The following is an 18,905-nucleotide window of genomic DNA, read 5'->3' as shown; positions in this document are numbered from 1 at the left end:
GAATTTAATACTGATTGCAACAGCGATTAGTAACCAATTTGCTTGGTGACAATAGCGTTCTGGACCCACCTGACCCCATGCCGAACTCAGTAGTGAAACGGAACAGCGCCGATGATAGTGTGGCATTTGCCATGTGAAAGTAGGTCATCACCAGGCTCCTATTCAGAAAAGCCCGCTCAATGAGCGGGTTTTTTGCTTTCTGGCGTTTTAAAATTATCAGCCTAGGTGCAATCAATTCATCCATGAAGTATCTCCCCTTCGCGCATCCATGCGCTCACTTCCTCGAACTGCGAAGCGGGGCTTCGGTTTCTCGTCACCCAAACTCAGTAGTGAAACGGAACAGCCGGATGGCCGGCCCCGGTCGAGGATAGTGTGGCATTTGCCAGTGAAAGTAGAACATCCTACTTCGTAGCGCGCCAGGGCCTTATTTAAAGAAACCCGTTGCAGCAATGCAGCGGGTTTTTTGCGTTTGTAGGTCGGCCTTTTAGGCCGACATTGCGGCATGGATCTGCACCTTGTTGGGGTTATCGGCACTATGCTCCTGCATTGCTCTACTAGCGCCCTCCTTGGCGGCAAACCCCGGTCTACAAGATTATTTTAGAAGCTGTTGAATAAAGCTTTTGATCAGCTGCTGGTACAGTTTTTTACTCAGTTCGGCAGGCTTGGCATCCGCGCTGTTAAATATGAGCGCAAGAATCACTTCTTGAGTTTCTTTAGGCGCCATAGCAAGTGGCAACCAGTTTGATTGAAGATAGCGCCGCAGGGTGCCATAGGCTTGTGCTAGTGGGATCTGACCCAGGGTAAAGCGCATTAGGGTATGATGATCGGCCTGGCTGGGTTCGGCCTTGGGGCATTCGCATAATAGTTTCAGTAACAGGCGACTATCCAAATCGGCAAAATAATGCGCTATTAGGTGTGGCAGATCCTTTTGCCAAGCCTTGATAACCGGTGACAATAGTTGGGTGCCTTGTGCAGTGAGCCCTTTTGCCATTAAGGCGCTGTATTCACCGCTGACATGATCCCGCTTAATGCCCAGCTTAATGGTGCTGAGACCAAGACGTTGCCAAAACTCCAGCAGGCTGGCATGGGCGCCAAAGCTGGTGCCAAGTATGGCAACCTTGTGTTTTGTGAGATCGTCACCGATAAAGTCCATTAACGCGCTACCTATACCCAGGTGATGCAATTGTGGATGCACGGCAATGCGCACTATACGCGCGCAGGATAGCTGCGCCAATTGTGACTCACCGCTTAGCTGAGCCAGGCTTTGAACGAGTAAGTGCCCCTGCGGGCGACGTTCACCACTGACAACCTGGGCCGCCATCTTTTCATCGAAGCGACCTTCCAAGGTAATAACGGCCACGGCGACCAGTTGCTCGCCTTTTCGGCTTAGGTAAATACGCTGTCCCGGCGCATCCAGTAATTGGCGAAAGTCATTGGCCGAGGTTTGATAATGGGCAAGCACCAGTAAAGCAAATACCTGCTTTAGCAGCTCCGGCTGCGCGCGTAGCTGAGCCACATCGATAGAAGTATGAGTTAATACTTGTTCGCAGGGCTGGAGTTCCTTGCTGGCGGCATCAAGCACCAGTAATTTGTTGATCCCCTGTTCCAAGGGATCACCCGAGGCGTAGCGAAAGGGCTCGTTTAAAACGCGCTCGCTAAAATTAGGGTAGTGCCTTTGCAAATAGGCTTTAAAGCGTAGGGTGTAACCCCGGCCACTACCTTCGTAACCGGCCAAGGTGCTGGCAAAGACCACGCGTGGATAGATAGCCAACAGCCGCTTAAGAATATGTATCGGTAGGGTGGCCGCTTCATCGACAAAGAGTAGATCACAACTGGGTTGCTCGTGCAGGACGCGATCCGGAGGCATATATTCAACATTACCTAGACTCAGATCTGTGTCCTTGGCTTCGGCAAGGGATGCCGTTTGGCTCAGGTGTTTAAACACGCTAGTTACCGCTCTACGCTGAATGGCACATAAGATGATGCGTTTATCGCTCAGCTGGCCGGCGGCTATACCTAATGCGGCAGACTTGCCACGACCCCGGTCGGCACTAATTAATAGTGGGCGATGTGCCCGACCCTTGGCGGTTTTAATGATTTGCGCTACGACCTCTTGCTGCTCACGGGTATCCGCTTCAGCATTGCAGTCAGGTGTGTCGGCAACCAAGTTAATATCGTTTGCGTTAGCCTCGGATTGCTTGATGCTAATAAAGTCGGTTTCTACTAGTTGCTGTTCTAACCAGGCCCAAAAATGGCTTTGTGTTGGTGTGGAGTAACCGTAAGAAACCAGCTTATCCATGCCCGGGTCGATAAAAGCCTGGGTATCTTCTGGCAGCATAAGCACCAGCAAGCCCCCGGCTTGCACCGTGCCCGCCAGTGCTGCGAGTTTGTCGGCATAAAAGCCGCTGTAACAGTCGTAAGCGCCGTGGGCATGTTCTTGCCCCAGGATCTGGTGCAGATGATGCGGCCACTGGGCCTGGCTAAGCTGTTCATTATTGCTGAGTACATACCATGGAGCGGCTGTCAGTTTCTGGAGCGCTATTAATTGCTCGTAGCACCATTGTCGTTCGCCACGCAATAACAGTGCTTGGCGCCATCGCTGGCGCTTTAATTGGGTGAGTAAGCTAGTTACTTCAGAGTGCTTGCAAGCGAGCATAGGCGGTGACCAACCATTTACTGCCGACGTCATCAAAGTTTACCTGCACCCGTGACTGGGCCCCGGCACCTTCATAATTCAGTACTGTACCCTCACCAAACTTGGCATGGAGTACGCGTTGGCCTAGATTAAAGCCGCTATCGGCAAATGCCGCTTGTGTCAGCGACGGGCTAAAACGGCCCGACTGTTGCGGCGCGGTGACCTTGGTTCTAACGCGAATTTCTTCGATGCAGTCATCGGGCAGTTCACGTAAAAAACGCGACGGGCTGTGATATTTTTCCTGGCCATAGAGGCGACGGGCTTCCGCATGAGTGATGTAGAGCTTATCCATGGCGCGGGTCATGCCTACATAGCAAAGGCGACGCTCTTCCTCTAAGCGACCGCTTTCCTCCTGGCTTTGTTGCGATGGGAACATGCCCTCTTCAACGCCAGCCATAAACACAAGTGGAAACTCCAGGCCTTTTGCTGAGTGCAATGTCATCATCTGCACCGCATCTTCATGTTCTTCGGCCTGACCCTCTCCTGACTCTAATGAAGTGTAGGCCAGGAAGCCTTGCAGTGGCGATGAAAACTCTTCGTCCACCGGTAATTCGTATTGCTCGCAGGCGTTGATTAATTCTTCCAAGTTTTCTACGCGGGCGCGGCCTTTTTCACCTTTTTCTGCCTGATACATGGCCATAAGGCCGGTATTTTCAATTGCATATTTGGCTTGCTCCGCCAAGGTGAGATCGTCGATACGGGCTTCGATACCATCGACTAACTCCAAGAACCTGGTTACCGCGGTGGCGGCACGGCCAGACAAATGTTGTTGTTCAATGATGGCCTTGGCGGCATACCAAAGCGGCAGTGATTCGGCGCGGGCGCAGTCACGAATATGGCTGAGGGTTTTGTCGCCTATGCCGCGCGTCGGTGTATTGATCACGCGCTCAAAGGCGGCGTCGTCCTGGCGATTACTGACCAGGCGCAAATAACACAGGGCGTCTTTGATTTCCTGGCGTTCGAAGAAGCGCATACCGCCATAAATACGGTACTTCATACCTTCTTGTAGCAGGGCTTCTTCCAACACCCGCGATTGCGCGTTGTTACGATATAAGATGGCGCTGTCGCTGAGGGCATTACCGGCTTGCAGCCAGGTTTTTATTTTGCCAACGATAAAACGGGCTTCATCCAGCTCATTAAAGGCGGCATAGATGGAAATAGGCTCACCCTGGTTACCATCGGTCCAAAGGCTCTTACCCATGCGCTCGGAGTTGTTCTCAATCAGCGTATTGGCCGCTTTTAGAATGGTCGCCGTGGAGCGGTAGTTTTGTTCCAGGCGAATAGTTTCGGCGTCAAAGTCATCTAAAAAGCGTTTGATGTTTTCGATACGGGCACCACGCCAACCATAAATACTCTGGTCATCGTCGCCAACTATCATCATGGAATTCGTATCACCAGCGATCAGTGCCAGCCAGCGGTATTGTATGGTATTGGTATCCTGGAACTCGTCCACCAGAATATGGGCAAAGCGCTGCTGGTAGTGACGCAATAGCGTGGGTTGTTGCTGCAGAACCTCATAGCAGCGCAGCAGGATCTCGGCAAAGTCGACTAATCCGGCGCGGTCACAGGCCTCTTGATAGGCGCTGTAGACTCGCTGTAAAAGTTGTTCATTGACGTCAAAGGCTTGGATGTCGCCCGGGCGCAGGCCTTCATCTTTTTTGGCGCTGATATACCAGGCGATATGCTTTGCCGGCCATTTCTTTTCATCTATATTCATGGCCTTAAGCAAACGGCGTATCATGCGCTGCTGGTCATCGCTGTCGAGAATTTGGAAAGACTCAGGCAATTTGGCTTCGCGGTGGTGAGCACGCAAAATACGATGGGCTAATCCGTGGAAGGTGCCAATCCACATGCCACCGGCGGAACCTTGGATGGTTTGTTCGACCCGGGCGCGCATTTCTTTTGCCGCCTTGTTGGTAAAGGTCACCGCAAAAACGCTATAGGGTGAGGCGTTTTCTACCTGCATTAACCAGGCGATACGATGGACCAACACCCGGGTCTTACCTGAGCCTGCACCGGCGAGAACCAGCATATTTTGCAAGGGTGCTGCTACCGCCTCTCGTTGTTTATCGTTCAAGCCATCAAGTAATTCAGATACATCCATCGCCACATCCACCTATTGTTAGTTTGGCAAGTATAACAAGAGTTCTGCTTTGGCTAAATAGAATACTGTTTTTATAAACAGGTATGCGCCCAGCAAGCAATTTACCGCTAACTGCTTGTACTCATATTAGTTAACATAGGCGCCATGGGTACTTTGGAAGTTAGATAATGAGACAGTACGAAATTGTCAGTGACACGAGTGAGCAGCTAAGTGATTGGCTTAAAGATCAGGTGGTTGCATTTAACAAGTCACATTGGCCCGTACAAAGGCAAAATCTCGGTTTTAGAGTCAATAATGAGCAGGGTGAAGTGGTTGCGGGAATTGCGGGTCGGTGCTTCGGCAACTGGCTACTTATCGATTGGCTATGGGTCAACCCCGAGGAAAGAGGGCAAGGCTATGCCAACGAACTGCTTTATAAACTTGAACGGGCAGCCAAGGACTTGGGGGCGACAAAAGCTGTGCTCGATACTTTGGAGTTCCAAGCTCCCGACTTTTATCGCCGCCATGGCTATAAGGAGGTCTTCGCCTTGACCGATTATCCCCTGGATGGGCGCCGTAGCTATATGGTTAAAGCACTTTAAGTTGTATTTAACCTAACTGTGTCAATGCCATGATGTCGTCAATTTCACAGCAAGGCAGGCCTTTGTAGGCATATTGAATGCCTTGATTATTGAGCCAAATGCTGCGACATCCGGCATTGTTCGCACCTTGCACATCCGTGTCCAGGCTATCACCGATATGAATGATTTCCTGGTTGGCAACGCCAAGACGCTCTGCGGCATGATCGAACAAGTCCCGATGAGGCTTGGACTTGCCATCGGGTCCGGCCATCAGAACCAACTCGAACTGATCCTTGAGGTTGAATTTGGACACATCGACATTGCCGTTGGTAATGGCGATCAGCCGATATTTACGTTTAAGCGACTCCAGCAGGGCTAATATCTCATCGCTGACGGTGATCTTGCTGCGTGCTTCGGCAAAAATCTGATAGGCATTGTCAGCGTGGTATTGTTCTACCCCGATCTTATTCATGGCGTAAGTGAGCGCTTGCTTACGAATTTGCGTAACATCATGAGCCAGAGCCGGATCACGGGCAATTACGGTGCGACGGCAGGTAAGCCAAAAATCATCGCCTTGCTCCAGCCACCCCGGTAGGGTAAGCAAATAATCCTGCTGTGCCTGCAACGCCGCCTTGATGATAGGGTGGTTGTCATACAGGGTGTCGTCCAAGTCAAAACTTAGGACCTTGGCGGGCGTTATGGCTCGATTAAATCGCATCATGGTGTAGGGCTTTACTTCTGTTTTTTAGCTCTGGGGTGGGTATTATCATATACCTTGGCTAGGTGTTGAAAGTCTAAATGGGTATAAACCTGGGTGGCCGATAAACTGCTGTGGCCCAGTAATTCCTGCACCGCGCGCAGATCGCCGCTCGATTGCAAGACATGAGAGGCAAAGGAGTGGCGCAGTTTATGGGGATGAACCTGGGCACTCAGGCCTTGTTTGACGCCCCATTCACGCATGCGCTCGCGTACATGACGCACTGAAATACGGGTTTTCCGTTTTGATAAAAACAGTGCATCGACATCGGCGCCGATAAAGGCACCGCGCACTTTAAGCCAGGCGTTAACTGCGGCAATGGCCTTTGAGCCCACCGGTACCAGTCGTTCTTTATTCCCCTTACCCAGGACGCGGATTTCACCGCTGCGCAAATCGATATCCTTGCAGTTGGTGTTGACCAGTTCGCTGATCCGCAGTCCACATGAGTACATCAGCTCCATCATCGCCTTATCGCGGATGGCGAGTGGATCATCATCGTCGATCTCAAGGAGTTGATGCATCTGCTCAATATCCAGATTACGGGGCAGCGGCTTATCAAACTTGGGGCCCTTTACAAACTGGGCCGGATTATCCAGATGCGGATTATAGGTGCGTAAAAAGCGAAAAAAGGCACGCAGGCAACTGAGTTTGAGGTTAACGGTGCGGGCACCCAAGCCCTTGGCGCGCAACGACATGGCATAACGGCGGATATCGTCGCCGTTAATGGCCAACCAGCCATCCCGGTCATCATAAAAATAGCGGGCTACCTCGAGGAGTTGCCGCTGATATTGCTCCAGGGTGTGGTTGGAGTATTGTTTTTCATAGCGCAGGTAATTGTGGTAGTCGCTCACGGGTGAGCGCCAGGCATCTGTCATCACGGCAAAGGTGAGCGCCTGCGACTCGCTCATGATAGGGCGGTTAAGCGCTCTTGCAGGGCTTTAACAAACTCGAAGATAAACAAACTGTCCTGAGCTGGCTCAAAGTGCAGTTCGTCTTCGCTGGCAAAGGCCAAAATTGCCAGAGGCGCTTGCAGCTCGCCAATAAGATAGAGGGCGGAACTTTTGCTTTGGCCGGCAAAGATCAGCGCCTGCTCCTGCTCCGATAAACGGCCAAGGTAGTGATTGTTAGTTTGCAGGCGTTTATCCAGCAAGGGCTGCAAGTCTTCGGTGAACTTAATCAGCTTACACTCACTGATATGTAATTGTTCGCAGATCAGGGCTTCCAGCCCAGTAGCCAGTTCGACAAACTCGGCATCCCGCATCAGCTGGCGATGGCAGGCGCTAAACACCTGAAAGACCTTTTCATTTTGTTTCGCCTGAGCCACCAATTGCTGTAACTGCTGTTGCAAAGCCTGGTTTTGTTCGCGCAGCACTTGCTGTTGGCGCAATTGCAAAGAGGCAACACTTTCGTGGGGAGCACCAAAGTTCATCAGTGCAAACACCTCGGGATGCTGTAAAAAGAAGTCCGGATTGAGTTTGAGATACGCGGCGATCTGCTCTTTGCTTAGTTCACTCATAGGGCTATTTGTCCATCAAATACATGCTCGGCGGGGCCCGTCATCTTGACCGCGTGGCCTTCGCCTTGCCAACGGATCTGCAAGCTACCGCCGGGCAGATCAACTTTGACATTATTGCCTAGCTTATTCTGCAGCTGTCCAACTACAGCGGCGGCACAGGCGCCACTGCCACAGGCCAGAGTTTCACCGGCACCGCGCTCCCACACTCGCAGCTTAATATGGTTTTCATCTATCACTTGCATAAAGCCAACATTGACCTTCTTCGGGAAGCGCTCATGCTCTTCTACTAAAGGTCCCAAGGTTTGCACCTCGGCGGTGTCTATATCATCAACCTCGATCACGCAATGGGGGTTGCCCATGGATGCGGCACCGACAAACAGGGTTTGTTCTTGCTGGCGCAGGATATAGGTGAGTTCGCGTTTACTGGCTTTAAGCGGAATTTCTTTGGGCTCGAGCATGGGCTGTCCCATGTTCACCGTGACCTGACCGTCTTTTTCTATATACAAGATCATGTTGCCACCCTTGGTGGATACGGCAATCTTATGCTTGTTGGTGAGGCCCTTCATACGCACAAAGCGGGCAAAGCAGCGAGCGCCGTTACCGCATTGCTCCACTTCGCTGCCATCGGCATTAAAGATACGGTAATGGAAGTCTAAATCCGGCGAATAGGGCGCCTCGACCATTAACAATTGGTCGAAGCCAACGCCAAAGTTACGGTCGGCCAGTCGCTTGATTTGGTCGCGGGAAAGAAAAATGTTCTGGGTCACGTTATCGACGACCATAAAATCATTTCCCAGCCCGTGCATCTTGGAGAAGTTAACTAACATAACGCTCTTACATCATCCCTCTATGCCATCACTATGCCTGCAAAACGCAGCCAACTCTAGGTTTATTGCTGCTGTTGCGGGTCGTTGGTCTGCACTTGCGCCTCGCCCTCTTGCGCTTGCACAGAGGCGGGCTGCTGAATTTCTGGTTGCTCTTGTGGCAGGTATAAGGGTCCACTTTGACCACAAGCGCTTAGTAGCGTTAAGCTGACGGCTACAACAAGGTGAGGCAATCGGTGACTGTTATACATAGTGATTCGATAGATAATTAATATGACTCGTTTTATAATCGCAGAGTAACAGAAAATACCGAAAATGTAGTCGTTGCTGTTGAATTATTTCCCCTTCACAACGTCACCGCCAGGACAGGAGCGCAAGCCAAATGAGTGAAACCACCATGACCGACACCCAGTATCATCAGCTGGCCGATGCATTGATGTTGACCATAGAAGATCAGATCGACGATTTAGATGCGGATTTAGACTATGAGTCGGCGGCGGGGATATTGGAAATCATCTTCCCGGACCGCAGCAAGATAGTGATTAACAAGCAGGCGCCGCTGCATCAGGTATGGGTTGCCACTAAATTTAACGGCCACCACTTTGAATTGCATGGCGAGCAATGGATAGATAATCGTTCCGGCGCCGAGTTTTGGCAGTTTATGTGTGATGCGGCCACCAAGCAGGCGGGTGTTGAAATTCGCTGGGAGCATGATTAAGTGAGTCAATTCGACGGTGCCAGCTATTTTAATAGCCCAACTCATAAAGCGACCGTGATCTGGTTGCACGGTTTAGGAGATTCAGGTGATGGTTTCGCCCCCGTGGCACCTCATTTGGCCCTGCCCGAAGAGCTTGGGGTGAAATTCTTATTTCCTCACGCGCCGGTTCAAGCCGTGACCATTAACGGCGGCATGGAAATGCGTGCCTGGTACGACATTAAATCCCTTGATCTGGATAAACGTGCTGATGCTCAGGGTGTGCAACAATCAGCGCAGCGCATTAGCGACTTAATTGATGAGCAACTCGCCGCTGGGATACCGGCAGACAAGATTATTCTTGCCGGCTTTTCCCAAGGTGGCGTGATTGCCTTGCATTTGGCGCCGCGCTATCAGCATAAGCTGGCCGGAGTCATGGCGCTATCGACCTATATGTCGCAGCCGGAGTTACTGGCCGAGCAGGCGATACATAAAGACCTTAGTATTTTTATGGCCCATGGCGAGTTTGACAACGTGGTGCCATTAGCGGCTGGCAAACAGGCCTTTGATTGTTTGCAGGAGCAAGGGATGGCGGTGTCCTGGCAAACTTATGCCATGGCGCACCAGGTCTGTGAACAAGAGCTTGAGGCCATTCGACAATGGCTGATAGAGCGACTAAGTTAAAAGAGATCTAGGAACCAGCGCATGGGACAAAAAATCGTGATAACGGCGAACATGAATAATAATACACCGCGCATTGCCCGCAAGGATGTGGTCTATCAGTGGCATTGGCATCGCATCGGCACAGTCGCTGGAGTCGGCGCCTTTGCTATAGGCGCACTTTGGTATGCTGCTTTTACCCCGGCCAATGCCGAACAAAGCAGGGTCTCTGAGGTCGAATCAGCTACAAGCCAATTAGTCGCTGAGCCAGTCGTTAGCAGCGAGAGTTCGGCTTATAAACAGCCTCTGGTTGCAGAGTCAGAGTCTGAGTCGTTAGTTGAAGCCCAGGCGCAAAATGATGCCGAGCCGATTGAGCAGGTGGCCGCCGAGGTCAACCTGGTTCAAGAAGTGAAGGCTGAGCCAGTCGAGCCTGTTATAGCCGAACCCGCACCAGCCGAACCTGTTCAGGTCGAGCCTATTCAGTCCGAGTCCATTCGTACCGAAACAGCCGAGGTTGAACCCAGTGTAGTTGCAGCCGATTTTAATGATGAAGCCAAGGTTGCCAACCTGGCCCAGGGCAGCAAAATCGATACCGACAAAGTGAGCCGAGCTGTATTAACCACACAAGTGCAAGATCGTGAGCCGGTCAGTGCGCTGGGTCGTGAGATTAATATGGGTGACTTTGATGACAGCCTGGTATTTTTCACTGAACTGCACGGCCTGCAAGGGCAAAAAGTCAGCCATATTTGGTATTTTGAAGAGCAACAGATGGCGCGGGTTGAACTCGGCGTACACACGGCTCGTTATCGCACCTTTTCATCTAAACATATTATGCCCAGCCAAGTTGGTTTGTGGCGTGTAGAATTACGAGATAACAATAATAAGTTATTGGCAACAAGAGAGTTTCGCTTAATTGCCAAGCCTTAACTTTGAATTAGGAATTACATGACAACTGCAACTCAGCGAGTGCGAATTGCCACTCGTAAAAGTGCCCTAGCTTTGTGGCAAGCCGAATTTGTAAAGGCTGAATTAGAGCGCCATCATGCAAATATTGAAGTCGAACTGGTGACCATGACCACCAAGGGCGACATTATCCTCGATACCCCTTTGGCAAAAGTTGGCGGTAAGGGCTTGTTCGTAAAAGAATTAGAGCAGGCCATGCTGGAAGACCGCGCCGATATAGCTGTGCACTCCATGAAGGATGTGCCGGTGGACTTTCCAGCTGGGCTGGAGCTGCACACCATTTGCGAGCGCGAAGATCCGCGTGATGCCTTTGTTTCTAACCTTTATGCCGATATTGACAGCCTGCCCGAGGGTGCCGTAGTAGGTACTTCAAGCTTGCGCCGTCAGTGCCAGCTTAAAGAGCGTCGTCCCGATCTCGATATTCGCGATCTGCGCGGTAACGTGAATACCCGCTTGGCGAAACTGGACGAAGGCCAGTACGATGCCATTATCCTCGCCGCCGCCGGCCTGATCCGTTTAGAAATGAGCGACCGTATCCGCAGTTACATCAGTGCCGAAGAATCTTTGCCAGCCAATGGTCAGGGTGCCGTGGGTATTGAGTGTCGCAGCGATGATGAGCAAATTAAAGCCCTGCTGGCACCGCTTGAGCATACGCCAACTCGTATTCGCGTTGATGCCGAGCGCGCTATGAACCGCCGCTTGCAAGGTGGTTGTCAGGTGCCAATCGGAGCCTATGCCGTGATTGAAGGTGAGCAGGTCTATCTGCGTGGTCTGGTGGGTTCGCTTGATGGCAAACGTATTTTACGGGCCGAGGCCAAGGGCTCTATTGGTGAAGCGCAGCAACTAGGTGTAAGCCTGGCGGAAGAACTTCTGGCTCAAGGGGCCGATGTGATTCTGGCCGAGGTATATGGCGAAATAAAATAAAACTGGACGATAACGAAGGCGCAGGCAATGGCACATATTGTTGTAACTCGGCCCCAGGGTAAGGGGCAAGAACTGGCTGATTTACTTGTTGTACAAGGGCATAAGGTGACTCAATGCCCAGTGTTGAATATTGATTATCTGGCCAGTGATGAACAAGAGTTGGCGACCCTGGATGAAGCCGATATTGCTGTTTTCGTTTCTCAGGATGCGGTTATAGGTTTGCATCAACAACGCCCCAGTTTGCCCGCCAGTGTGCAATGTGTAGCCGTGGGTGAAGCCACCGCAGAGGCTTTAGATAGTTATTTTAAATGCCGTGCCCTGGTGCCGGAGCGTCATGATTCAGAAGGTATGATTGCACTGCCCGAGCTGCAGCAGGTCGAAGGGAAAAATGTGGTCTTGGTTAAGGGCCGAGGCGGACGTACCTTGCTTGCCAAAACCCTGAAACAACGTGGCGCCTTTATCAATCCGCTGGTGGTGTATCAGCGCACTGCGGCGCAGCCGAGCAGTGATGCCTGGTTGCAGCAATGGCAGCAGGATCAGGTCGATGCCTTGGTCATAACCAGTAACAGCAGCGTCGATGCCATCTTTGCCAGCCAAGATCCGCAATTATTACAGTGGCTTAAATCGCGACATTTCTATATTGTTAGTGCTAGAACTGGGGCGCATTTAGAACAGCAAGGTGTGGCCACGGACCATATTAGTATTGCCGCAGGCGTGACTAACCAGGCCATCGCCGCGTGTATCGACAGTGAGCAGGAAATCAATATGAGCGAGCAGCCCGAAAAGCCAGAGCCGGAATCAGCGCCTTCTAATACGTCGGCGGCCACAGCAAAAGCGCCTGCGCCAAAAGTGCAATCGGGCAGGGCGCCCGCCAAACAAGGCGTAAGCAAGGTTGGTTTATTGGCTTTGTTGATTGCTCTGGGCGGCGGAGCTGGAACAGGCTATTTATATTGGCATCAGTATCAGCAGCAACGCAGTGCGACCGAGCAGGAAAATGCGGCGCTGGTGCAAATGCAACAGCAGGTGCAGCAGCTGCAAGGTGCCAATCAGGCGCTGGCTGAGCAAATTAAGGCCTTACGTGGTACGCAACAAACTCAGCAGCAGCAAACTCAGCAATGGCAACAGGATTTTAATGACGACATCAGTCGCCAGCTAAGTGCCAATCAACGCTCCATGATCACTCATGTTGAGCAAAGTATTGCTGCGGCAAAAGATAATACCCAGCCGCCATTGGATATGAACGAATTACGTCGTTTGGTGGCTCTGGCGGATTTTAAAATTTGGTCTGAAAGCAACTATGCCGGTGCCGCTACCGTGCTTGAGCGTGCCGATGCGCTGCTGGCCAGCTATCCGGGTAATGCTCAGTTAAGACGAGCCATTCACAGCGATTTACAAACCCTGGCCAGCATCGAGTTGGCGGATGTGCAAGCCACTGTGTTGACCTTACATGGTTTAGGGCAACAGGTTGATAAACTGGCCTTTAATATGGTCGACCTGGCCGAGGAAACGGTGGCCGCGGATAAGCAAGAGCTCTCAGAGAATGTTTCCGACTGGCGTACTAATTTAGGTCGTACCTGGGATAAGCTGGTGGATGACTTTATCAAGGTGCGTAAGCGCGAGGCGACAATAGAGCCCTTACTGGACCATGAGCAACAACGTTTAATTAAACAACGTCTGCATTTCAATCTTGATCAGGCGGGCTTTGCTGCCACTCACCAGTATGTTGATCTCTACAAGCAATCATTACAAAGCTCAGCGGATTTGATCACCCGTTACTTTGATTTATCACAGCCGCAAACCAGCCAGTTTTTAAGTCAGCTGAAGCAGTTGCGACTGCAACAGCTAACGCCAGCGCAGCCGATCAACTTGGCCACAGTTAGCGCCTTAAAGGAGTCTTGATATGGTGAGACTGCTTATAATTTTCGGCCTTATCGCCCTGGTGGCTGCGGTGGCCCCTTGGCTGATTGACGAAAAGGGCTATGTGTTGATTGCCTTTGGTCAATGGACGGTTGAAGGCAGCATAGTCAGTTTTGTGATCCTAACCCTGTTAACCCTGTTTGGTGGTTACCTGCTGTTTTGTCTGTTGCGTTATGTGATCAACAGCTATCGCAATGTGCGCCATGGCTTCTTTGCTCGCAGCAAAGAGCGTAAACAGGCGGTGCTGGAGCAGGCGTTATGGGCATTGATCAACGACGATATGCAGCAACTGCAGCACACCCTCAGCAAGGGCAGTGTTGACGAAAAATGGCGTGACTTCTCTTTGGCCATGCAGGCTAAAGCGCGTTTGCAACAAGGGGAGCGGGACTTTGCCCTGAATCTTTTGGATGAGTTGTCGGATAAGAATCGCAGCGAGCCGGTCAATCTCTGGCTGGCGGCGCACAGCGAAGCCGAGGTGCTGGCCACACTACGTAGCCAATGTGCCAGTAAAAAAGCCACGGCGCATCAGTTAAAACTTTACGCCAATGTGCTGTTAAAGCTGCATAAGTTCAGTGAATTTGCCCAGCTAGCCCCGCGTTTAATCAAGGCGCAAAGCTTTGATGAAAATGAGTGGGATTGGGCCCTGCGCGCATATTTCGATAGCGACTCGGTGACCAGCTTGCAAAAGCGCAATGGCGATCTGCCTAAAGCGGTACGTAGCGGTGGCCACACCCATTATTTGCGTGCCATGGTGCGCACCGGAGAAATTGCCGCGGTACAAGAAGAGCTGAAAAAGCTGCTTAAGCGTAATGAATATTCGCAGCTCTTGTCTGTGCTCAGCGAGATTGAATATGGCCAGGTAGAAGAAGTACAAAAAGCCCTGCAGGCCGAGCTGAAAAAGCAGCCCGACGAACCAGAAATGCTGGTATGTCTGGCTTATCTGGCACAAAGCCAAGGTGAACATGAGCTGGCCGCGCGAATTTTCGACAAGGTCCTGGCGCAACAACAACGCCTGCCGCACCCACAGCGGGCCATGCAAAGCTATCGTGCCACAGGGCAAGCGGAGAAAGCCTTACTCGTTCTCGACCACAGTCAGCACTAGCGAGGAGGTAATGAAGAACCTATTCAACCTAAGCCTAGTTGTTGCCCTTGGTTACTTTATTACCGGATTTTTAAGTAATACCCTCTTGTCTGTTGAGGGCTATGCCGTGGCCTCCTGGCCACCTTCTGGCATCGCCCTGGCGGCATTGTTGATCGCCGGACGCCGTGCCCTTCTGGGGATCATTATTGGCGCCCTCCTGACCAATACACTGCATCTTGAGAATATCGAGGGGATCCTCCACTGGCAGGTGGCCAGTCAGGCCGCCTTAGTCACATTAGCGTCGACCTTTCAGGCTTTTTTAGGCTACTGGCTCATTACTCGGGTGTTGCGCGCTCCTCTTGATCTATCCGATTTAAAAAGCAGCATGGTCAGTATCCTGGTCGGCGGCCCCTTGGTCTGTATTATTGCCGCTGCGGTCGGTACCGAGTTGTCTATTGCCAATGGTGTGATCCCGGCATCCGGGCGCTGGGAAAACTTTATCACCTGGTGGATAGGCGACAGTATCGGGGTGATGATTTTTACCCCCTTGTTACTTGCCGGTTTTAACTTCGAAGTGGTGCGTCATCGTCTTCAGGTGGTGGTGCCCTCACTGATCATCTATGCAGTAATAAGCGTTACCTTCTATTTGGCGGCCAATGCCAAGAAGGAGCAAAATCAGCGCTATTATAATTCTCAGGCTCAGGTGATAGTCGAGCAACTGGAGACTGTGTTCACTCGATTGGGCGCCAATACTCAGATTTTGGCGTCCTTTATGGCCCATAGCCATAATGTGTCACGGCGCGAGTTTGATGACTTTACCCGTAAGCAAATGGCTTATAACCCGGAGATCAATGCCTTGGTGTGGATGCCCAAGGTGCCACCACAAGATGTGGCAGCTTTTGAGCAGCAAGCAAGGTCCGAGGGAATAGCGCAATACCAGATTTTTTCGCGCTTTGAGCGCCAAGCTGGGCCGGATCATTTCCCCGTATTTTACGGTCAGTTTTCACCGCGTCTGAAAAGCGTGTTCGGTCTGGATATTAGTGCGGAGCGTTATTTTCCTGATCTTTTAGCGCACCCAGGTTCATTATTTGTAACCCCGGCATTTGCACTTGAAAGCAGTCCCGAGGGCGCTTTGGGTTTTTTGGTGATGGCTGAGGTGCCGGATGCCAACGCTCAGCTAATTGGTTATGTGGCTGCGGTGATAAGCCTGCCGCTGTTAAAACAATCGGCACTGGCTAAACTGGCGTTCGATGGTATCGATGTGGAAGTGCTGGATATCAGCGCCGAGCCGCATCAGGCTATTTTACCGCTGGCCGAGCATGATGAGCTGATCATGAGCCAGGATATGGCAACCGTATCAAGGCAGTGGCGTTTGAATATTTATCGTCAGGGCGGGCGCCCCTTATGGTCCGGCTACTGGTATGCCCAAGTGGTGGGCATGTTGTTCGTTTGGCTGTTGACCACCTTTTTAATCGCCATCACCGGCAGCAATATTCGCGTACGTGATCAGGTCGCCAAGCAAACCAAGGTGTTGCGCGAAGAAAAGGTCAAGGCCGACACGGCCAACAGTGCTAAATCACAGTTTTTGGCCAATATGGGCCATGAGATACGTACACCGATCAACGGCATTAAGGGTTTGCATTATCTTGCCATGCAGCAAGAGGATTGGCACAAGGGCAAGCAGTATGTAGCGCAGGCGGATAATGCCTTGAGTGTCTTGCTGCGGGTACTTAATGATCTGCTCGACTTTTCTAAGATGGAAGCGGGAAAACTGGACTTACATCAGGAGCCCATAGTCATAGATGAGCTGTGTGCCGAATTACAGCAATTGGTCGAGGTAGAGTCCAGTCATAAAAGCCTGCTGGTCGATTATGAAATTGACGCCGATGTGGCGCCTGTCTTTTATGCCGATATGATCCGCTTAAAGCAGGTGCTGCTTAATCTTTTAAATAACGCGGTGAAGTTTACTCAGCAGGGTGCCATTCGCTTAAAGGTAGCCGATGCTCAAGACGAGCTCTGTTTTAGCGTCAGCGACACCGGCATAGGCATGCGCAAAGAGATTCAAAAGCAATTATTTAAGCCCTTCTCACAGGCCGATGGCTCGACCTCACGACGCTTTGGCGGCACTGGGCTGGGCCTGAGTATCTGCCAAAAGCTGGTGAGCTTGATGGGCGGGCGCATCGAGCTGGAAAGCGAAGAAGGTCAGGGTTCCTGCTTTCGCGTTTATCTGCCCAAGCAATCCAGTTTGCCAATGCGTCAGGATATGCCGCCGCAGCGCGGTGAGGAGATCCAGATAGACTTAACGGATGTAGTCATCTTGCTGGTGGAAGATAATCCTCTTAATCAGCAGGTCGCTAAAGCCATGCTTGAGGGTAAGGGCGCCCAGCCAGATATCGCCAATGATGGGGTTGAGGCGGTAGCCATGGTGGGCCGTAAACATTATGACCTAGTGCTGATGGATATACAGATGCCGAACATGGACGGTCTGACGGCCACCCGGGAGATCCGCAATGAGCTGCTGCTCAGTGACCTACCCATTATCGGCCTGTCCGCCAATGCTCAGGAGCGGGATGTAAAGCTGGCGCAGCAATGCGGCATGGACGACTATGTGGTTAAGCCTATCGAGGCCAATACGCTCTTTAGCAGTATCGCCAGGCAGCTGGCACGACGAGCGGGCACTCGTTCGTACTAACTTGAATTTATTGTGCATATGCGTATGATGCGCGCAATTTTATCTACACACTTGGGGGTCATGATGATCAATCGCCAACTACCTTTACTCGACCTGCATCGCCATTTAGACGGCAATGTGCGCGCCACTACCATTCTCGAGTTGGGCCGACAGTTCAATATACAGCTCCCAGGTGACGATCTTGAATCCTTGCGTCCGCATGTACAGGTCGTTGAGATAGCCCCTGACCTGATGGCTTTTTTAGAAAAGCTCGACTGGGGTGTAAAGGTGTTAGGGGATTACGACGCCTGTCGTCGCATTGCCATAGAAAATGTCGAGGATGCCGTGGCCCAAGGCATAGACTACACTGAGCTGCGCTTTAGTCCCTACTACATGGCGATGAGTCATAACCTGCATCCACAAGGCGTGGTTGAAGCCGTGGTCGATGGTATTCATAGCGCCGTGCGTGAGCACGACATCAAGGTAAACCTGATTGGCATTATGTCGCGTACCTTCGGACAACAAAAATGTCAGCAAGAGCTGGAGGCCATTTTGGCCTTTAAAGAACAGATGGTGGCGGTTGATTTAGCCGGTGATGAGCTGGGCTTTCCCGGCGACTTGTTTGTAGACCACTTTAAACAGGTGCATAAGGCCGACCTGCGTGCCACAGTGCATGCCGGTGAGGCGCAGGATTCGAGCAGCATCTGGCAGGCCATAGAAGGCTTGGGAGCCGATCGTATCGGTCACGGCGTCAATGCTATCCAGGATCCTAAATTAATGGATTACCTGCGTGATAACCGCATTGGTATTGAGTCTTGCCTGACCAGCAATGTGCTTACCAGTACGGTTGCCGATATTCACACCCATCCACTCAAGCGCTTCCTTGAGCACGGCATCTTGGCATCGATTAATACCGATGATCCGGCGGTGCAGGGCATAGAGCTTGACAACGAATATCAACATGCGGCTTATCAAGCTGGCTTGAGCAAGGAAGATATCGAGCTGGCTCAGGCCAATGCGTTAGAAATCGCTTACTTAAGCGATGGCGATAAAGCCGCTTTAAAAGCAAAAGCGGCCGCTCGCGAAGCATAATCAGGCAGCGCTGCAGCTGCGGTAACTTTGTGAGAGCGCTTGTAACACCTGCGAGCGCTCGGCCATGCCAATAACTTTCCCTTGGTCAATAACTGGATAACGCTTGGGTAGATTGTGACGGCGCATGCGCGCGGCTAAATCAAGTAAAGAGTCGTCGAGTTGGCAGGTAAGCACATCCTGGCTCATCACCTCACGCACCTGGATACGGCCATCACAAAAGTAGCTGTTGGTGGTCAGCGGCGCCAAGCAGTCTTGCTCCGATAAATAACCCAATAACTTTCCCGAATCATCGATCACCGGAGCACCAATCACCTGATGTTTAAGCAGTAAATCAATCGCTGCGGTGAGCTCAAGATCTGGGCTGATGGATAAAAAGGTTCGCTTAATAATATCTGAGACTTTGATATTTAACATGGTCGCACTCCTATCGTGGTTGATAGGAGTAGT

The 18,905-nt window shown here is 51.5% G+C and carries 17 protein-coding genes and 1 rRNA gene; 10 read left to right on the top strand and 8 right to left on the bottom strand.

Features of this window, described 5'->3' with window-relative positions; all coding sequences use genetic code 11:
* Window positions 1-41 precede the first annotated feature (41 nt).
* Window positions 42-156, top strand: a 5S ribosomal RNA gene (gene rrf, locus C2M34_RS06430).
* Window positions 157-592: 436 nt separating this feature from the next.
* Here the strand turns inward: rrf and C2M34_RS06425 are convergent.
* Window positions 593-2,689 (bottom strand): GNAT family N-acetyltransferase, encoded by a 2,097-nt coding sequence (locus C2M34_RS06425; RefSeq protein ID WP_105258352.1) that lies wholly within the window; start codon window positions 2,687-2,689, stop codon window positions 593-595.
* The gene (gene uvrD, locus C2M34_RS06420) at window positions 2,634-4,799 is read right to left on the bottom strand and encodes a DNA helicase II (protein WP_105216218.1); all 2,166 of its coding nucleotides are present in this window, start codon (window positions 4,797-4,799) and stop codon (window positions 2,634-2,636) included. Before uvrD ends, C2M34_RS06425 begins: the two co-directional genes overlap by 56 nt.
* Window positions 4,800-4,966: 167 nt before the next feature.
* Between uvrD and C2M34_RS06415 the strand changes: the two genes are divergently transcribed.
* Entirely contained in the window at window positions 4,967-5,380 is a 414-nt protein-coding gene (locus C2M34_RS06415; RefSeq protein WP_105199255.1) for a GNAT family N-acetyltransferase, read from the top strand.
* A 7-nt stretch (window positions 5,381-5,387) separates the two neighbouring features.
* On the opposite strand, the gene C2M34_RS06410 is transcribed toward C2M34_RS06415, so the two are convergent.
* The 5 genes from C2M34_RS06410 to lptM form a co-directional block, all read right to left on the bottom strand.
* Window positions 5,388-6,080, bottom strand: a complete 693-nt coding sequence (locus tag C2M34_RS06410; protein WP_105216188.1) for an HAD-IA family hydrolase — start codon at window positions 6,078-6,080, stop codon at window positions 5,388-5,390.
* Between the two features lie 11 nt (window positions 6,081-6,091).
* Window positions 6,092-7,024 (bottom strand): tyrosine recombinase XerC, encoded by a 933-nt coding sequence (gene xerC, locus C2M34_RS06405; protein ID WP_105199257.1) that lies wholly within the window; start codon window positions 7,022-7,024, stop codon window positions 6,092-6,094.
* Window positions 7,021-7,632 (bottom strand): DUF484 family protein, encoded by a 612-nt coding sequence (locus C2M34_RS06400; protein WP_105216190.1) that lies wholly within the window; start codon window positions 7,630-7,632, stop codon window positions 7,021-7,023. The genes xerC and C2M34_RS06400 overlap by 4 nt, the downstream gene beginning before the upstream one ends.
* Window positions 7,629-8,459, bottom strand: coding sequence for a diaminopimelate epimerase (dapF, locus tag C2M34_RS06395; protein ID WP_105199259.1), 831 nt, complete (start codon window positions 8,457-8,459; stop codon window positions 7,629-7,631). The genes C2M34_RS06400 and dapF overlap by 4 nt, the downstream gene beginning before the upstream one ends.
* A 62-nt stretch (window positions 8,460-8,521) precedes the next feature.
* Window positions 8,522-8,707, bottom strand: a complete 186-nt coding sequence (lptM, locus tag C2M34_RS06390; protein WP_105199260.1) for an LPS translocon maturation chaperone LptM — start codon at window positions 8,705-8,707, stop codon at window positions 8,522-8,524.
* Between the two features lie 146 nt (window positions 8,708-8,853).
* On the opposite strand from lptM, the gene cyaY reads away from it, so the two are divergent.
* The 8 genes from cyaY to add all read left to right on the top strand — a co-directional run bounded on the left by cyaY (window position 8,854) and on the right by add (window position 18,458).
* Window positions 8,854-9,174 carry an iron donor protein CyaY gene (cyaY, locus tag C2M34_RS06385; protein WP_105199278.1) on the top strand — a complete coding sequence of 107 codons (321 nt, stop codon included), beginning with the start codon at window positions 8,854-8,856 and terminating at the stop codon, window positions 9,172-9,174.
* Complete coding sequence (locus C2M34_RS06380) at window positions 9,175-9,834, top strand: alpha/beta hydrolase (protein ID WP_105199261.1); 660 nt, start codon at window positions 9,175-9,177, stop codon at window positions 9,832-9,834. It abuts the gene before it with no gap.
* Between the two features lie 21 nt (window positions 9,835-9,855).
* Window positions 9,856-10,737 (top strand): DUF2914 domain-containing protein, encoded by an 882-nt coding sequence (locus C2M34_RS06375; protein WP_105258351.1) that lies wholly within the window; start codon window positions 9,856-9,858, stop codon window positions 10,735-10,737.
* 18 nt (window positions 10,738-10,755) lie between these two features.
* Entirely contained in the window at window positions 10,756-11,697 is a 942-nt protein-coding gene (gene hemC, locus C2M34_RS06370; protein WP_105258350.1) for a hydroxymethylbilane synthase, read from the top strand.
* A gap of 27 nt (window positions 11,698-11,724) precedes the next feature.
* Window positions 11,725-13,596, top strand: coding sequence for a uroporphyrinogen-III synthase (locus tag C2M34_RS06365; protein WP_105258349.1), 1,872 nt, complete (start codon window positions 11,725-11,727; stop codon window positions 13,594-13,596).
* Window position 13,597: 1 nt separating this feature from the next.
* The gene (locus C2M34_RS06360) at window positions 13,598-14,716 is read left to right on the top strand and encodes a heme biosynthesis HemY N-terminal domain-containing protein (protein ID WP_105258348.1); all 1,119 of its coding nucleotides are present in this window, start codon (window positions 13,598-13,600) and stop codon (window positions 14,714-14,716) included.
* A gap of 10 nt (window positions 14,717-14,726) precedes the next feature.
* Window positions 14,727-17,387 (top strand): ATP-binding protein, encoded by a 2,661-nt coding sequence (locus C2M34_RS06355; RefSeq protein ID WP_105258347.1) that lies wholly within the window; start codon window positions 14,727-14,729, stop codon window positions 17,385-17,387.
* A gap of 63 nt (window positions 17,388-17,450) precedes the next feature.
* A complete protein-coding gene (add, locus tag C2M34_RS06350) occupies window positions 17,451-18,458 on the top strand; it encodes an adenosine deaminase (RefSeq protein WP_105258346.1) in 1,008 nt (335 codons plus the stop codon).
* Here the strand turns inward: add and C2M34_RS06345 are convergent, their stop codons facing one another.
* Complete coding sequence (locus tag C2M34_RS06345; protein ID WP_105258345.1) at window positions 18,459-18,872, bottom strand: CBS domain-containing protein; 414 nt, start codon at window positions 18,870-18,872, stop codon at window positions 18,459-18,461.
* Window positions 18,873-18,905 lie beyond the last annotated feature (33 nt).

Source organism: Pseudoalteromonas sp. T1lg88 (assembly GCF_002964765.1).
Lineage (GTDB): Bacteria > Pseudomonadota > Gammaproteobacteria > Enterobacterales > Alteromonadaceae > Pseudoalteromonas.
Note: the sequence above shows the minus strand (reverse complement) of the source record. Positions and strands in the feature narration are given on the sequence as shown.

What these genes read in the sequence shown, in the direction of transcription:
- C2M34_RS06425 (WP_105258352.1), bottom strand. Translation starts at nt 2,689, where the DNA reads ATGACGTCGGCAGTAAATGGTTGGTCACCGCCTATGCTCGCTTGCAAG.
- C2M34_RS06410 (WP_105216188.1), bottom strand. Translation starts at nt 6,080, where the DNA reads ATGATGCGATTTAATCGAGCCATAACGCCCGCCAAGGTCCTAAGTTTT.
- C2M34_RS06360 (WP_105258348.1), top strand. Translation starts at nt 13,598, where the DNA reads ATGGTGAGACTGCTTATAATTTTCGGCCTTATCGCCCTGGTGGCTGCG.
- uvrD (WP_105216218.1), bottom strand. Translation starts at nt 4,799, where the DNA reads ATGGATGTATCTGAATTACTTGATGGCTTGAACGATAAACAACGAGAG.
- C2M34_RS06415 (WP_105199255.1), top strand. Translation starts at nt 4,967, where the DNA reads ATGAGACAGTACGAAATTGTCAGTGACACGAGTGAGCAGCTAAGTGAT.
- cyaY (WP_105199278.1), top strand. Translation starts at nt 8,854, where the DNA reads ATGACCGACACCCAGTATCATCAGCTGGCCGATGCATTGATGTTGACC.
- add (WP_105258346.1), top strand. Translation starts at nt 17,451, where the DNA reads ATGATCAATCGCCAACTACCTTTACTCGACCTGCATCGCCATTTAGAC.
- C2M34_RS06355 (WP_105258347.1), top strand. Translation starts at nt 14,727, where the DNA reads ATGAAGAACCTATTCAACCTAAGCCTAGTTGTTGCCCTTGGTTACTTT.
- C2M34_RS06365 (WP_105258349.1), top strand. Translation starts at nt 11,725, where the DNA reads ATGGCACATATTGTTGTAACTCGGCCCCAGGGTAAGGGGCAAGAACTG.
- dapF (WP_105199259.1), bottom strand. Translation starts at nt 8,459, where the DNA reads ATGTTAGTTAACTTCTCCAAGATGCACGGGCTGGGAAATGATTTTATG.
- lptM (WP_105199260.1), bottom strand. Translation starts at nt 8,707, where the DNA reads ATGTATAACAGTCACCGATTGCCTCACCTTGTTGTAGCCGTCAGCTTA.
- C2M34_RS06345 (WP_105258345.1), bottom strand. Translation starts at nt 18,872, where the DNA reads ATGTTAAATATCAAAGTCTCAGATATTATTAAGCGAACCTTTTTATCC.
- C2M34_RS06375 (WP_105258351.1), top strand. Translation starts at nt 9,856, where the DNA reads ATGGGACAAAAAATCGTGATAACGGCGAACATGAATAATAATACACCG.
- C2M34_RS06400 (WP_105216190.1), bottom strand. Translation starts at nt 7,632, where the DNA reads ATGAGTGAACTAAGCAAAGAGCAGATCGCCGCGTATCTCAAACTCAAT.
- hemC (WP_105258350.1), top strand. Translation starts at nt 10,756, where the DNA reads ATGACAACTGCAACTCAGCGAGTGCGAATTGCCACTCGTAAAAGTGCC.
- xerC (WP_105199257.1), bottom strand. Translation starts at nt 7,024, where the DNA reads ATGAGCGAGTCGCAGGCGCTCACCTTTGCCGTGATGACAGATGCCTGG.